The 15,224-nt window shown below is 61.1% G+C and carries 14 protein-coding genes; 10 read left to right on the top strand and 4 right to left on the bottom strand.

Going from position 1 to position 15,224, the window contains the following annotated elements:
* Positions 1-23 precede the first annotated feature (23 nt).
* A complete protein-coding gene (locus ACP151_RS03460; protein WP_424977462.1) occupies positions 24-1,175 on the bottom strand; it encodes a HupE/UreJ family protein in 1,152 nt (383 codons plus the stop codon).
* Between ACP151_RS03460 and ACP151_RS03455 the strand changes: the two genes are divergently transcribed.
* The 4 genes from ACP151_RS03455 (at position 1,174) to ACP151_RS03440 (ending at position 4,641) form a co-directional block, all read left to right on the top strand.
* Complete coding sequence (locus tag ACP151_RS03455; RefSeq protein ID WP_424977461.1) at positions 1,174-1,983, top strand: DUF4198 domain-containing protein; 810 nt, start codon at positions 1,174-1,176, stop codon at positions 1,981-1,983. The two genes, ACP151_RS03460 and ACP151_RS03455, sit on opposite strands and share 2 nt — an antisense overlap.
* Positions 1,984-2,024: 41 nt before the next feature.
* A complete protein-coding gene (locus ACP151_RS03450) occupies positions 2,025-2,933 on the top strand; it encodes a PfkB family carbohydrate kinase (protein ID WP_424977460.1) in 909 nt (302 codons plus the stop codon).
* The gene (locus tag ACP151_RS03445) at positions 2,930-3,844 is read left to right on the top strand and encodes a pseudouridine-5'-phosphate glycosidase (RefSeq protein ID WP_424977459.1); all 915 of its coding nucleotides are present in this window, start codon (positions 2,930-2,932) and stop codon (positions 3,842-3,844) included. Before ACP151_RS03450 ends, ACP151_RS03445 begins: the two co-directional genes overlap by 4 nt.
* Positions 3,845-3,924: 80 nt before the next feature.
* Positions 3,925-4,641 (top strand): DUF502 domain-containing protein, encoded by a 717-nt coding sequence (locus tag ACP151_RS03440; RefSeq protein WP_424977458.1) that lies wholly within the window; start codon positions 3,925-3,927, stop codon positions 4,639-4,641.
* Here ACP151_RS03440 and ACP151_RS03435 read toward each other — a convergent pair.
* On the bottom strand, positions 4,638-5,666 hold the full coding sequence (locus tag ACP151_RS03435) for a patatin-like phospholipase family protein (RefSeq protein WP_424977457.1): 1,029 nt from the start codon (positions 5,664-5,666) through the stop codon (positions 4,638-4,640). The genes ACP151_RS03440 and ACP151_RS03435 overlap by 4 nt on opposite strands.
* Before the next feature lie 98 nt (positions 5,667-5,764).
* A complete protein-coding gene (locus ACP151_RS03430) occupies positions 5,765-6,538 on the bottom strand; it encodes a 3-hydroxybutyrate dehydrogenase (RefSeq protein ID WP_424977456.1) in 774 nt (257 codons plus the stop codon).
* 379 nt (positions 6,539-6,917) lie between these two features.
* On the opposite strand from ACP151_RS03430, the gene ACP151_RS03425 reads away from it, so the two are divergent.
* Both ACP151_RS03425 and ACP151_RS03420 read left to right on the top strand, forming a co-directional pair.
* Positions 6,918-8,681: an extracellular solute-binding protein gene (locus ACP151_RS03425; RefSeq protein WP_424977455.1), complete on the top strand. Its 1,764-nt coding sequence runs from the start codon at positions 6,918-6,920 to the stop codon at positions 8,679-8,681.
* Positions 8,682-8,977: 296 nt separating this feature from the next.
* Positions 8,978-9,208 (top strand): hypothetical protein, encoded by a 231-nt coding sequence (locus ACP151_RS03420; RefSeq protein ID WP_424977454.1) that lies wholly within the window; start codon positions 8,978-8,980, stop codon positions 9,206-9,208.
* A gap of 24 nt (positions 9,209-9,232) precedes the next feature.
* On the opposite strand, the gene ACP151_RS03415 is transcribed toward ACP151_RS03420, so the two are convergent.
* Entirely contained in the window at positions 9,233-9,856 is a 624-nt protein-coding gene (locus ACP151_RS03415; RefSeq protein WP_424977453.1) for a helix-turn-helix domain-containing protein, read from the bottom strand.
* A 64-nt stretch (positions 9,857-9,920) separates the two neighbouring features.
* On the opposite strand from ACP151_RS03415, the gene ACP151_RS03410 reads away from it, so the two are divergent.
* The 4 genes from ACP151_RS03410 (at position 9,921) to ACP151_RS03395 (ending at position 15,208) form a co-directional block, all read left to right on the top strand.
* Positions 9,921-11,426, top strand: a complete 1,506-nt coding sequence (locus ACP151_RS03410; RefSeq protein ID WP_424977452.1) for a class I adenylate-forming enzyme family protein — start codon at positions 9,921-9,923, stop codon at positions 11,424-11,426.
* On the top strand, positions 11,423-12,088 hold the full coding sequence (locus ACP151_RS03405) for a DsbA family oxidoreductase (protein ID WP_424977451.1): 666 nt from the start codon (positions 11,423-11,425) through the stop codon (positions 12,086-12,088). The genes ACP151_RS03410 and ACP151_RS03405 overlap by 4 nt, the downstream gene beginning before the upstream one ends.
* Positions 12,089-12,239: 151 nt before the next feature.
* Entirely contained in the window at positions 12,240-13,475 is a 1,236-nt protein-coding gene (locus ACP151_RS03400) for a multidrug effflux MFS transporter (protein WP_424977450.1), read from the top strand.
* A 59-nt stretch (positions 13,476-13,534) separates the two neighbouring features.
* On the top strand, positions 13,535-15,208 hold the full coding sequence (locus tag ACP151_RS03395) for a tetratricopeptide repeat protein (RefSeq protein ID WP_424977449.1): 1,674 nt from the start codon (positions 13,535-13,537) through the stop codon (positions 15,206-15,208).
* Positions 15,209-15,224 lie beyond the last annotated feature (16 nt).

Raw genomic sequence — 15,224 nt, 5'->3', positions numbered from 1 at the left:
CCCTTCCAGACCGGTAGCGGGCGTTACAGAAACACCCGCTCCACAAACCAGTAACTGCCAATCATCGCGATGGTAACAGAGGCCGGGATCGCCACCCGGCCGCGGTATTTCGGATGCCGCCCGAACCACAGGCGCACCCCCAAATAGGCGGCCGCAATCACTGCCAGCTGCCCCAGTTCGACACCAACATTGAACCCGATGAGCGCGGGCAGGAACTGGCTTGGCGGCAATCCGAATTCTCCCAGCACGGAGGCAAAGCCCAGCCCGTGCAGCAACCCGAAGCCAAAGATCACAAAACTGCGCCAGCTGTGCAGCTTGCGGGCAAAGACATTCTCTGCCGCAACAAACACGATGGACAGCGCGATGAGCGGTTCGACAATGGCCGGGTTCACATTCACCATGCCCAGCGCCCCCAGCGCCAGCGTGATGGTATGGGCCACCGTGAACAGGCTCACCTGCAACAGCAGCGGCTTCACCCGCGGGCTGAGGAAGAACAGCCCCAGCACAAACAGGATATGGTCCAGCCCCTTGGGCAGGATATGGGTAAAGCCCACAGGGATATACTCCATGAAGGCTTCAACAGGCGTCTTGGCGGCGCCGCCGCTCAGCGGGATCGGAGGGGACGTCTCTCCGCCTTGCAGATACCCGGTATAGGGTTCCTCGACCCCGTTCTGCCGCAGCACCACACCGCCGGAACCTTTTGGCCAGGTTATGCGCAGGCTCCCTGCCCCGGGCGGGATCTCTGCGGTCAGATCCAGAAAGGACGCCCGCGGCAGGTTTACATCCCCGACCGCCGGGATTTCGATCCTTGTGACAGTCAATACAACCGGCCCGCCGGCATGGATGGAAAACGTCTCCAGCCAGTCTTCCGCAAAGAGCCGCACCATCGGTTCCAGTTCGCCAGCCTCCAGCGCACGCAGCTCATCATAGTCAGCGGACCGGGTGGTCTGATTGGTGTCCGTCACCCCATCCAGGTTGATACCCGCAACAAACGCCTCCACGTTCAGACGCAACGCAAGCATGATCTGCCCGTCCTTGACGCTGAAATCGGCAATTGCCGGTGTGACCTCATGTGCGCGGACCGGTACCGGAGCTATTGCAACGGCGCAGAACAACAGCGCAAATAGGCCGCGCAGCCAAGTGACGACGCGTCTGAAAGCCAAGGACATTTCCATGCAATACCGCCTGTTCTGCTCAATGCTCTGCGCCGGGCTGCCTTTTGGGGGCGCTCCGGGGTTATCCCACGAGTTTTGGATTGAGCCTGGGAAATATCAAGTCGATTCCGGTGAAACGCTGGTGGCAACTCTGCGCAACGGGCAGGAATTCAACGGGGCAGAGCAGCCCTATCTGGACCACCGCATTGCCCGCTACGACGTCATGCAGGACGGCGCTGCCTCTCCATACAAGGGCCGGATGGGGGATATGCCCGCCTTTACCGCTGCAGCACTGCAGGAGGGGCTGGCAGTTCTGATCCATCAGACACAGCCGCAGACCATCACCTATGACAGCTGGGCAGAGTTTCGGGCCTTTGTCGACCACAAGGCCTTTGTTGGCATCCCCGCACAGCATCAGGCACGCGGCCTGCCGGAGGCCGGGTTCACGGAGCAATACACCCGCTATGCCAAGGCGCTGGTGGCAATAGGTGCAGGCAACGGGTCAGACAGCGTCACCGGGCTGGAAACAGAGATCGTTGCTCTGGCCAACCCATATAGAGATGATCTGACATCCGGGCTCCCTGTCCGGGTGCTCTATCAGGGCAATCCGCGGCCGGCCGCACAGGTTGAAGTCTTTGCCAAAGCGCCAGACGGAACCGTTTCCGTCACGGTTCAAACCACGGATGCAGAAGGGAAGGCCCTTGTCAGTGTGGTCCCGGGATACAATTACCTGTTGGACGCCGTGGTTCTGCGCCCGCCCCCAGAGGGTGCCGATTACGCCTGGGAAAGTCTTTGGGCTGCTCTGACATTCGCCGTCCCTGCACGGTGAAGCCGCTTGCAGCAGCCTCTTAAAGGCGGCAATAGATCCATATGACACAAGCTTCACTTTCCCAGACACCCGCCATCCTGTGTATCGGATCGGTCCTGTGGGACATCATTGGCCGCTGCACCAGCGAGATGCAGCGCGGGTCTGACATGCCCGGCCGCATCACCCGGCTGCCCGGCGGTGTTGCCATGAACATTGCCATGACCCTGTCGCGTTTTGGCATGAACCCGGCCCTGCTGACGGCAGTGGGCCGGGACCCCGAGGGCGACGAGCTGATCCATGCCTGCGGCCACTTTGGCCTGATCACTGATCACATCTACCGTTCCGAAGACCTGCCCACGGACCGCTATATGGCAGTGGAAGGCGCCAACGGGCTGATTGCGGCCATTGCCGACGCCCATTCACTGGAGGCCGCCGGGGACAAGATCCTGCGCCCGCTGTCCGATGGCGCATTGGGTACCAAGGACACGCCCTATCAGGGCCTGGTTGCGCTGGACGGCAACCTGACTCTGTCGCTGCTGGACGACATCACCGCCAGCCCGGCCTTTGCCAAGGCCGATCTGCGTGTTGCCCCGGCATCGCCGGGCAAAGCGGAACGGCTGCGTCCGTTCCTGACCCGCACCCGCGGCACGTTGTATGTGAACCTGGAAGAGGCCGGCATCCTGTGCCAGGCAGAGTTCACCGACAGCGAAACCGCAGCACAAGCCATGCTGGACCGCGGTGCCGCCCGGGTGCTGGTCACGGATGGCGGCGCTTCCGCCACCATGGCCGATGCCAAAGGCAGCATCACGCTTGTCCCGCCCCGCGTTACCGTCGCCCGGGTGACCGGCGCAGGCGATACTTTCATGGCCGCCCATATTGTTGCCGAGGCACGGGGCGAAGACCGCAAGACTGCTTTGGCCTCTGCTCTCAAGGCCGCGGCAACCTATGTTTCAGGAGAACCCCCGCTTTGATCGATATTCAGTACTCTTCCGAGGTTCAGGCCGCCAAGGCCGAGGGCCGCGCCATCGTTGCGCTGGAAAGCACCATTATCACCCACGGCATGCCCTATCCGCAGAATGTCGAAGTCGCCGCACAAGTGGAGCAGGACATCCGCAATGTCGGCGCTGTGCCCGCCACCATGGCAGTGATCAAAGGCGTGCTGCATATCGGGCTGGAGCCCGATCAGCTGCAGGCGCTGGGTCAGGCCAAAGGTGTCGCCAAAATCTCGCGCGCGGACATGCCCGCCTGCATCGCCACCGAAGGCACCGGTGCAACCACCGTGGCGGCAACCATGATCGCGGCGCGGCTGGCCGGTATCTCTGTCTTTGCCACCGGCGGCATCGGCGGGGTCCACAAGGGCGCCGAGACCTCTTTTGACATCTCCGCCGACCTGATGGAACTGGCACAGACCCCGGTAACCGTTGTTGCCGCGGGCGCCAAGGCGATCCTCGACCTGCCCAAAACACTGGAAGTTCTGGAAACTCAGGGTGTGCCGGTCATTGCCTATGGTCAAGACAGCTTTCCGGCATTCTGGTCGGCCCAGTCAGAGCTGAAGGCGCCGCTGCGGATGGATACCCCGGCGCAGATCGCCCGCGCCCATGCCACCCGCCAGGCGATGGGCCTGCCCGGCGGTCAATTGATTGCCAATCCGATCCCGGCTGATGCCCAGATCGCCGCAGAAGAACTGACCCCCGTCATCACCCAGGCCCAGTCCGAAGCGGACGCGCAGGGTGTTTCGGGCAAGGATGTGACCCCCTTCCTGCTGTCCCGCATTTTCGAGCTGACCGAAGGCCGCTCGCTTACCGCCAACATCGCGCTGGTGCGCAACAATGCCCGACTGGCGGCACAGATCGCACAGGAACTCAACAATCTCGCACAATGAGTTGATTTTTGGGGCGGAAACCATTGCTCCGCCCCACAACAGTGCCTAGGTACGAGGCGGAATTCCCGGAAAACGGATCTATGACCACGCCATTCGACGAAGAACCCCAACGCCGCCGCGGCCTGCTCGCCAGCCTGCGGGCCTCCTTTCTGACCGGCATCGTCGTTATCGCGCCGGTGGGCCTGACCATCTGGCTGCTGTGGTCGGTGATGGGCTGGATCGACAGCGTAGTGCTGCCGCTGGTGCCGCACACCGTCCGCCCCGAACAGTATATCGGCATCAACCTGCGCGGTGTCGGGCTGATCATCTTCCTGCTGTTCACAATCATTGTCGGATGGATCGCCAAAGGCATCCTTGGCCGCTCGCTGATCAGCTTTGCCGAAAGCCTGGTGGAACGGATGCCAGTTGTGCGCACGGTCTATTCCGGCATCAAACAGATTTCCGAGACCGTCTTTGCCCAGTCTGAGCGCAGCTTTGAAAAGGCCTGTCTGGTGCAATACCCGCGCAAGGGTATCTGGGCGATCGGCTTCATCTCCACCCATGCCAAGGGCGAAATCGCCAAGCGCGCTGAAACCAGCGGAGGGCTGGTCAGCGTCTTTCTCCCTACCACGCCGAACCCGACTTCGGGTTTCCTGCTGTTTGTGCCAGAAGAAGACGTGATCGAATTGGACATGTCCGTCGAAGATTCCGCCAAATTGGTGATTTCAGCCGGGCTGGTTTATCCAAACCCCAAAGATCCCAGCAAGCCGCTGGAAACCAACGCAAAACCAAAGGTGCTGGAAACAGAAGACGCCTAACTGAACATTGCAGGCAGATCGACCGAAGAGCGCACACCAAGGTTCTGCCTCTGCCGGGACAGAAAGCCTTCTGCAGCATCCCGCCCCGCCTGTTTCAGCCGCGCCAGGATCTGCGGCACCGGGATCAGCTTGGTGGTGGCCGACAGCTGCGTCATCAGGTCGTCATCGGCAATCATATGCACCCGCACCTGCTTCATCCGGCCCCGTTCCAGGGTGCCATCCGTCAGCAGGCGCTGCACAAAACTGATCGCCCGCAGTTCGCGCAGCAACGACGAGTTAAAGCTGATCTCATTCACCCGATTGCGGATCTGCTGCGGTGTCTTTGGGATTTCTTCGCGCTCCAGCGGGTTGATGTTGACGATCACCACATCCCCCGGCAGCCCCTCCCGGAACAACGGAAACAGCGCCGGGTTGCCGGTATAGCCGCCGTCCCAATAGGCCTCCAGACGGCCGGTCTCCGGGTCTTCGATCTCCACCGCCTGAAACAGCTCCGGCAGGCAGGCAGAGGCCAGAATAGCGTCGGTGCTGATCTCCTCGCCTTCAAAGATGCGGATTTTACCGCTGCGCACGCAGGTGGCGCAGATGAACAGCTCCGGACCTTCCCCCGAACAGACCCCGGCAAAGTTGAACTGCTCGACCACCTCGCGCAGCGGGTTCTTGTAGAACGGACCATAGTGATAGGGGGAAACTGCCTGGCTCAGGCTTTCCAGCGGCGAGAACGGCATCAGGGCCTCCACCGCGCCAGCCCAGGCCACCGCATCAAACCGCGTCAGCCAATGATTGAACCGCATGTCGCCCACGGCGCCCATCCGTTTCCACAGACCGTCCAGCGCCGCCTTGGCGCCCGAACGCCCGCCGTGCACCATTCCAGACTTAAACGCGGCCCCGTTCAGCGCCCCGGCAGAGGTGCCGGTGATACCGACCACCTCAACCTCCTGCTCTTCCAGCAACCGGTCCAGAACACCCCAGGTAAAAGCCCCATGTGCGCCGCCACCCTGAAGGGCCAGATTAATCCGTACTGCCAAATGCCACCTGCCTGTTTCACCTTTGCAAAAATACTCCGGGGTGAATTGCCCCGGCAGGGGCAAGAGGGGCCGGCCCCTCCCGCCCTCTCCCCAAGGACTTACAGCGCCGTCCAGCCACCATCGACGCTGATCGTGGTGCCGGTGATCTGCGCTGCCGCCTCCGAGCACAGGAACACCGTGGTCCCGCCCAGCTGCTCCACCGTGGCGAAGCCCCGGCTCGGCTGACGCTCCAGCATGACCTTCTTGATCACCTCTTCCCGGCCCATGCTGTATTTTTCCATGGTATCGGGGATCTGCGCTTCCACCAGCGGCGTCAACACATAGCCAGGGCAGATCGCATTGCAGGTGATCGGCTCTTGCGCGGTTTCCAGCGCCACTGTCTTGGTCATGCCCACGACACCATGTTTGGCCGCCACATAGGCCGCTTTGTAGGGCGAGGCGGTCAGTCCGTGCGCTGACGCAATATTTACAATCCGGCCCCAGCCAGCCGCGCGCATCCCGGGCAATGCGGCTGCCATGGTATGAAAGTTTGAATTCATGTTGATGGCGATGATCGCGTCCCATTTGTCCTGCGGAAACGACTCTATCGGCGACACATGCTGAATGCCTGCGTTGTTCACCAGGATGTCGCAGGCTCCGGCCTTCTCGATCAGAGCGCGGCAATCGTCGCCTCTGGACATATCGGCCTGAACATACTGGGCCTTGATGCCGAACTCGCGCGCGAGCTCCGCTGCCAGCGCGTGGTCCTCGTCCCGGTCGGTAAAGGAATTCAGGACCACATTGGCTCCGGCCCGCGCCAGCTCGCGTGCAACCCCCAGGCCAATGCCCGAATTCGATCCGGTGATAACGGCTGTCTTGCCTTGCAATGTCATCGCGTCCTACCCCATGGCTGAAAAACTGCCACCACTGTGCCATGCTGCAACTGCAAAAGAAACGCGTAAGACTACGGACAGCCGCCCCGCGACGGCAGCGCTGATCCGGCCCGGCTGCAGCGAAGGAACAGGCATAAAAAAAACGCCCGCACAAGGCGGGCGTTAGTTATTGAGGCAGGTTTCATACAGGCAAGAAACCTATCGAGCAGTGACCCCTTTATAAGCAATTTCCGGCTTTCGTCCAAGCTAAAAGTTTGAAAAGACGAAAAAGCGCACGTAGCGTGCGGAGGCAAGAAAATAAGGGCAGAGTGGGATTGTTGTGAAATTGCAAAAAGAAAATTTCCGGATTCTTCACAAGGTGATAGCTGGAATCAGCTTGATGTTTGCCGCGAATTTCGCGCAAGCAGAATCGGCCCATGGCATAGCTATGTACGGCGAACCTGCGCTGCCACCGGATTTTGTGTCTTTACCCTATGCAAACCCGGACGCGCCAAAGGGCGGCAAGGTGGTGTTCGGCAACACCGGAGGCTTTGACAGTCTCAATCCGTTTGCCCTGAAAGGGACCACTCCGTGGCAGCTCCGGTTCTGGAGTTATGAGAGTCTGATGGGCAGGTCCTGGGACGAGCCGTTCACGCTTTACGGTCTTTTGGCCGAATCGATTGAGGTGTCACAGGACCGGTCCTGGGTGGAATTCACCCTCCGGAAGGAGGCCCGATTCTCTGACGGCAACCCGGTGACGGCAGAGGACGTGATTTGGTCTTATGAAACTTTGGGAACCAAAGGCCACCCGCGGTACCGCGGGTTCTGGACCAAAGTGGAGAAGATCGAACAAACCGGTCCGCGCCGCATTCGCCTGACATTCAATGTTGAGGACCGCGAACTGGCATTGCTTGCAGGCCTGCGCCCGATCCTCCAGAAAGCGCAGTGGGACGGCAAGGACTTCGGCAGCGATAAGATCGAAGGCGCCCCGATCGGAACTGGCGCCTATGTGGTCAGCGCCTTTGAACCTGGCCGTTTTGTCACTCTCAGCCGCAACCCGGACTATTGGGGCAAGGACCTGCCCCTGCGCCGCGGCACCGGAAATTTTGACGAGATGCGTATCGACTTCTTTGGTGACGCAACCGTCCTGTTTGAGGCCTTCAAGGCCGGAGAGCTGAGCGCGGTGCGCGAATTCAACGCCGACAAATGGGACAGCACCTATGGCTTTCCCGCCGTTAGCCGCGGCGATGTGGTCAAAAGCGAGATCCCGCATTCCCGCCCCTCTGGCATGACCGGTCTGGTGATGAACACCCGCCGCGCGCCGCTGGATGACTGGCGGGTGCGCGAGGCGCTGCTGCTGGCGTTCAATTTTGAATATATCAACGGCACTTTGACAGGCGGCGCACAGCAGCGGATCACCTCCTATTTTTCCGGCTCTGTGCTGGGAATGCGGCCTGGTGCCGCCAGCGGCAAGGTCCGCGCGTTTCTGGAGCCCTATGCCGACAGCCTGCTGCCCGGCACCCTGGAAGGGTACACCCTGCCCCAAAGCGATGGCAGCAAGCGCAACCGCGGCAATCTGCGCAAGGCGGTGAACCTGCTGACAGAGGCCGGATGGACCGTGACGGATGGGGTGCTGCGCAATGGGGACGGCACGGCGCTGACGCTCAGCGTGCTGATCCGGCAGGGTGACGGTGAAATGAAAACTGTCACGGAAATCTACGCCCGCGCGCTGGAACGGCTGGGCATCACCCTGACGGCAGAGACTGTGGACAATGCCCAATACGCCGAACGGGAAAGCGCCTATGACTTCGATCTCACTCGGTTCCGCAGAGAGCTGTCGCTGAGCCCCGGCAACGAACAGCGGTTTTACTGGGGCGGCACGGGGGTCGATCAGCCCGGCAGCCGAAACCTGATGGGCATGAACAGCCCGGCGGCGGAAGCCATGATAGATGCGATGCTGACCACCACAGAGCCGGAGGACTTCACCGCCGCAGTGCGGGCGCTGGACCGGGTGCTGACCGCCGGGCGCTATGTCATCCCGTTCTGGCGCTTTGACACCGGCCGTATCGCCCATATCAAAGAGATGCGTTTCCCGCAGACATTGCCCGTCTACGGCGACCGGACCGGCTTCATGCCGGATGTCTGGTGGTATCAGGCTGACTGATAGACCAGTTCAGCATCCGCCCTCTGCGCCGCGGCCACCGGCGCATAGGGCATCAACAGCAGCTTTTCCGGCCTCTATCCGGGCGGCCCCTTGTGACGGTATTGATACCGCTGACAGCAGCCGGCTTTGGCTCTCAGGTGTTGGCAAGGCTTTTGACGCAGCGGCAACGCCAGCGAAATTCCGCTCACAAAAGCGATCCCGCAAGAGTAGTTTGGAGCGGACGTTACAAAAATGCGGAAAAGATGTTACCTTGAAGCTCCACCAACCGTGTAACCGTTTGTCAGGGAGTTCCCCCCATGCCTGTACAAGCAGCAGCTGCCAGCTGGATTGACAGGATGCCCCGCATCAAGCAACGCTTTCCCCATCTGAAAGCAAGCAACGCGCCATCGATACTGGACGACCGGGACAGGTTCGTTGCCTATCTGGCCCGAACCCATCAACTTACCATGACCGAAGCCAAAGAAGAGGTGGAGGATTTCCTGTATGTCGAAAGCCTGCTGAGAGAGCTGGACGGCCGCCCGCATTGACTCCAGCGGATCTTTGCCAGCCTGTCAGGCCAGCGATGTCACCCAAAGAATTGTGGCGTCCTCTGGACTGATGGAAACAACATTGTGACCCATCGCGGCATCGTAGTACGCGCTGTCGCCGCGGCGCATTTCCACCGGTTCATAGAACTCGGTATATAGCTTGACCACTCCGGTCAGCACATAAAGAAATTCCTCGCCGTCGTGGCGCACCCAGCCATCGAATTCATCCAGGGAACGGGCCCGCACCCGCGCCCGATAAGGCAGCATCTGCTTGCGCGTCAGCCCGTCAGCCAGCAATTCGTGCTCATATGTCGCTGTCGCATGGGCAGCACCGTCACCGAATTTGGTAACCGTCATCCGCCCGTTCACCTGGTCCCGCTCTGGCGGGGTGAACAGCTGAGGGATCGAGATCTGCAGACCTTCTGCCAGCTTCTTCAACGCCTCATAGGTCGGTGACATCTGGCCGTTTTCGATCTTTGACAAGGTCGAACGCGCCAGCCCGGCCTGATTTGCCGCATACTCCAGCGTCCAGTCCCGCGCCTTGCGCAGCTCCCGCACCCGGGCGCCCAGGTCCAAGGGTTCAGCTTCGTCTTCTCCGCCATTGGCACGGGCGATGGTGATCAGGGATTTTGGATCGCGGCTCTTCATGAGGACTCTATAAGCCGCACGCGCGTACCTTGCAACGCAGGAGCGGGCGGGCTAGCCAATTGCCATGCTTTCTGTTTTCGATCAGGGGCCGTTTGCGCCCTGCCCGTCCCCCTTCAACCTTGCAGCCCATGTGCTGCGCCACGCTGCGCAGCTGGGGCATAAAACTGCGCTGTCAGTTCTGAACGGCAATGCCTGCGACGACTGGAGTTACGCCCGACTGGAAGCCGCCGTGCGCGGCACCGGCACCGGGCTGCTGAGAGCCGGGTTGAAACCGGGCGATGTCGTACTGATGCGGCTGGGAAACACGGTGGAGTTTCCAGTCGCCTATCTTGGCGCCATTGCAGCCGGGCTGGTGCCGGTGCCGACATCGTCCCAGCTGACCGAGGCTGAAACCGCCCGCATCATTGCCGAGCTGGCGCCCGCAGCGGTGCTTCGAGACCCTGCCGTGGCCTGCGCGAGCCACCGCCGCCAGATCAGCACCCCCGAGTTGCAGGACATGCACGACCTCCCGCCTTGTACATACGCCATGGGCGATCCGGAGCGGCCTGCCTATGCGGTCTACACCTCCGGCACCAGCGGCACGCCGCGAGCCGTTGTGCATGCACATAGGGCCGTTTGGGCGCGCCAGATGATGATCGACGGCTGGTACGGCCTGACAGAAGATGACCGGCTGCTGCATGCCGGGGCTTTCAATTGGACCTACACATTGGGAACGGGTTTGATGGACCCCTGGGCCGCCGGTGCCACGGCATTGATCCCGGCGCCGGGCACACCACCGGAAGAGCTGCCTGCGCTGCTGCGCAGCCATCGCGCGACGATCTTTGCTGCTGCCCCCGGCGTCTATGGCAAGTTCCTGCGCGGCGGAACACTGGATCTGCCGGACTTGCGGCACGGGCTTTGCGCTGGTGAAAAGCTTTCACAGCACCTGCATGACGCCTGGAAAACAGCCACAGGGCGCAGCCTTTACGAGGCTTTCGGCATGTCCGAATGCTCAACCTTCATTTCCTCGTCGCCAAAATCACCCGCCCAGAACGGCGCCTTGGGGCAGCCGCAACCAGGCAGAAAGGTCGCAATTCTGGGAGCGGACGGCCCTGTTCCATTTGAACAGGAAGGCACCATCGCCATCCACCGCTCGGACCCCGGGCTGATGCTGGGCTACCTGAACGCAGCAGCAGAAACCGCCGCACGCTACCTGGGCGATTGGTTCCTGACAGGTGATCAGGGGGCAATGTCGCCAGACCACCAGATCCGCTATCTTGGCCGCTGTGATGATATGATGAATGCGGGCGGATACCGGGTGTCCCCGATCGAGGTCGAGACCGCGCTCAATGCGCATCCCGGCATAACCCAGTCCGGTGCCGCCGCAGTGGAGGTAAAGCAAGACACCTTTGTCATTGCCGCCTTTTACTCCGGTCCCGAAGAGTTGAACACAGCAGAGCTGCAGGCCTTTGCATCCGCCCGTCTGGCCCGCTACAAGCAGCCCCGCGCCTATGTCCATCTGGACGTTTTACCCACCGGCGCAAATGGAAAACTTCTGCGCCGCGCCCTGCCCGCCCTGTTCAAAGGATGACCCAAATGACCACTGTCAAGCTCGACATCCTGTCGGATCCGATCTGCCCCTGGTGCTATATCGGCAAGACCCATCTGGACAAGGCACTGGCGGAAGTGCCGGACCATCCCTTTGTCATCGAGTGGCACCCGTTCCAGCTGAACCCCGACATGCCGCGCGAAGGCATGGACCGGCGTGAATATCTGGAACGCAAGTTCGGCGGCAAGGACGGGGCCGTCAAAGCCTATGCACCGGTCGTGGAACACGCCGAAAAAGCCGGGCTGACGATCAACTTTGAAGCCATGCTGCGCACTCCGAACACGCTGGATGCGCACCGGCTGATCCATTGGGCTGGCATCGAGGGCAAGCAGACCGAGGCAGTGGACGCCCTGTTCCAGGCCTATTTCGTTGACGCCAAGGATATCGGTGACCCCGCCGTTCTGACAGATATTGCGCGAGAGGCCGGTTTGGATGCAGACGCCACCGCCCGCCTGCTAGACGGAGACAGCGACGTGGACACTATCCGCGACCGCGACGCCCATTCCCGCCAGATGGGGGTGAGCTCGGTTCCGACCTTCATCGTTGCAAACCAGCACGCAGTACCGGGCGCCCAGCCGCCAGAGCTGTGGAAACAGGTGATCGAAGACCTCCTGCAGCAGTTGAAGGCCGCCGAGGCCGAATAGGCGCGCATTTTTACTTAGCATCGCAACCATGCACAGGCCTCTGTGCAGGAGGAGGCTGGCCCGGCTGATATTTTCGTGTTAGCGGAAGCGGACGGCTCCCAGACCGGCCCCGATCCCGGGGGACCGCCTGCAGTGCTGTTAGAGGTTTCAAATGTCCCAGTCCCAGGACCAAACGCCGGTTCTTGGCATGGCCAAGGCAGAGTTCATTGCATTGATTGCAATGATGTTTGCCACCATTGCCCTGTCGATTGACGCCATGCTGCCTGCCCTGCCGGAGATCGGCCAGACGCTCAGCCCGGACAACATCAACCGCGCGCAACTGGTACTGACGTCCTTTGTGCTTGGCATGGGTCTGGGAACATTCTTTACCGGCCCGTTGTCGGATGCCTTTGGCCGCAAGCCCGTTGTCGCTGGAGGCTGTGCTCTCTATGTCCTGTCTGCCCTGACGGCCTGGCTGTCACCGTCGCTGGAGGTGCTGCTGATCTCCCGGGTGCTGATGGGGATCGGCGCCGCAGGCCCGCGTATCGTCGGTGTCGCCGTTGTCCGCGATCTTTATTCGGGGCGCGAAATGGCCCGGCTGATGTCGATTGCCATGATGATTTTCATGATTGTCCCGGCCATTGCCCCATTGATGGGCGCGGGCATCATCGCAGTGTCCAGCTGGCGCGCGATTTTCCTGTCTTTTGCGGTGTTTGCCACGGTCATTGTCCTGTGGACCAGTTTCCGCTTGCCGGAAACCCTGGCACAAGACAACCGCCGCGCCTTCCGCACGCCCCTGTTGATGGCCGCGGTCCGGGAAATGCTGGCGCACCCGACCGTCCGCCTGTCGATCATGGTGCAGACGCTCTGCCTTGGCATGCTGTTCACCATGCTGACGATGGTGCAGCCGGTCTATGACATCATCTTCGGCCGCGGTGACAGCTTTCCCTACTGGTTTGGGCTGGTCGCAGCGATTTCCGGCACAGCCAGCCTGCTGAACGCCGCCATCGTGATGCGGATCGGCATGCGCCGCATTGTCACCGTATCGCTGGCAGCGCAGATCCTGATCACCGGCGGCATCCTGCTGCTGAGCGGCTGGAACCTGCCCGATCCCTGGATGTTCGGCCTGTTTGTCGCCTGGCAGGCTAGCGTCTTCTTTATGGTCGGCACCACCGTTGGCAATCTCAATGCCATGGCGATGGAACCGATGGGCCATATCGCCGGCATGGCGGCCTCTGTCATCGGCGCGATCTCCACCGTTCTGGCCGCCGCCATTGCTGCGCCTGTGGGGCTGTTGTTTGACGGCACTCTGGTGCCACTGGCAGCAGGGCTTTTGATCATGGCCTGCATCGCCTTTCTGCTGATGCTGCAGATGGCCAAAACCGAGGCACGGCAGCCCGCGGAATAACCGCCTTGCCTGCCTCTGACTGCACTCCTACCCTTACCAAGAAATTTGGGAGGTTTTTCATGGCATACGATTACGATCTCGGCAGCTATTCCTGTCCGGTGACAACCTCCTCGGCTGAGGCGCAGATCTGGTTCGACCGCGGCCTGATCTGGACCTACGGCTTTAACCACACAGAAGCCATCAAATGCTTCCGAAACGCGCTGGAACACGACCCCGGCTGCGCCATGGCTCATTGGGGTGTGGCCTATGCTGCCGGGCCGAATTACAACCTGCCGTGGGCCCTGCGCGATGACCGAGGCCGCGCCAAGGCGCTGGCCGAAGCCTTTGACGCGGCTCGAGCTGCGCTGGCCTGTTCAGACGGCTGCACGGTCCCTGAACAGCAGTTGATCCAGGCGCTTCAGTCCCGCTACCCCCAGCGCGAGGCCGTTGAAGACATGCACGCCTGGGATTACGCCTTTGCCGACGCGATGCGCACTGCCTTTGCTGCCTGCCCCGACGATCTGGAGGTGCGCACGGTTTATGCCGAAAGCCTGTTGAACCTGACGCCCTGGCAGATGTGGGATCTGAAGACTGGAAAGCCCGCCAAAGGCGCCGCCACTTTGGAAACGCAGGAAGTTCTGGAATGGGCGATGGACAATGCCCCCGGTGCCATGCAGCATCCGGGTCTGCTGCATCTTTATGTGCATCTGATGGAAATGTCGCCCACGCCCGAGATGGCCCTGAAAGCCGCCGATGTCCTGCGCACCCTGGTGCCGGATGCAGGCCATCTGGTGCATATGCCCACCCATATCGACGTTCTGTGCGGCGACTACCACAGCGTGGTTTATTGGAACCAAAAGGCGGTTGAGGCGGATCTGAAGTATTATGAGCGCGAGGGCGCCTTCAACATCTACACCGGATACCGGCAGCATAATTACCAGTTCGTCATTTACGGTGCGATGTTCCTGGGCCAGATTGAACCCGCGCTGGACGCCAACCAGGGCCTTCTGGATACCACGCCGGACGACATGCTGCGCATCGAAAGCCCGCCGATGGCGGATTACTTTGAAAGCTACATGGCAATGCAGCCGCATATTCTGATCCGCTTCGGCCGCTGGCAGGAGGCGATCGCACTGGAACTGCCAGACGATCCTCAGCTTTACTGCACACTCACCGCCAATACCCACTATGCCCGGGCCGTTGCCTATGCCGCAACAGGCCGCGTTGCAGAAGCAGAGGCCGAAGAGCAATTGTTCCTTGCTGCCAAGTCCCGGGTTCCGGAAACACGGCTGATGCACAACAACAAAGTCGCCGACCTGCTTGATATCGCGGCAGAAATGCTGCGCGGAGAGATCGAATACCGCAAACAGAACTTTGATGCGGCATTTGCCCATTTGCACCGTTCGGCTGAGCTGGACGACAACCTGCCCTATGACGAGCCCTGGGGCTGGATGCAGCCCACTCGCCACGCATTGGGGGCGCTTTTGTTCGAACAGGGCCATACCGAGGAAGCCGAGGCCGTCTACCGGGCCGATCTTGGTTTGGACGGCAGCCTGTCTCGGGCTTCAATTCACCCAACCAACATTTGGAGCCTGAAGGGGCTGCACGACTGCCTGAAGGCCCGTAACGAAACTACTGAAATCAGGAGCATAAAACAGCAGCTTGATCTGGCTCTGGCACGGGCGGACCGGGCGGTCGGCGCCTCCTGCTTCTGTGCCCAGGCGGCAATGGCGCCCAGCCCCTGTTGCAGCTAACCAATTTCCCTGAGAC

The sequence above is a fragment of the Leisingera sp. S232 genome, from assembly GCF_049800895.1.
GTDB lineage: Bacteria > Pseudomonadota > Alphaproteobacteria > Rhodobacterales > Rhodobacteraceae > Leisingera.
The sequence above is the reverse complement of the archived record's forward strand: the minus strand, read 5'-3'. Positions and strand labels throughout refer to the sequence as shown.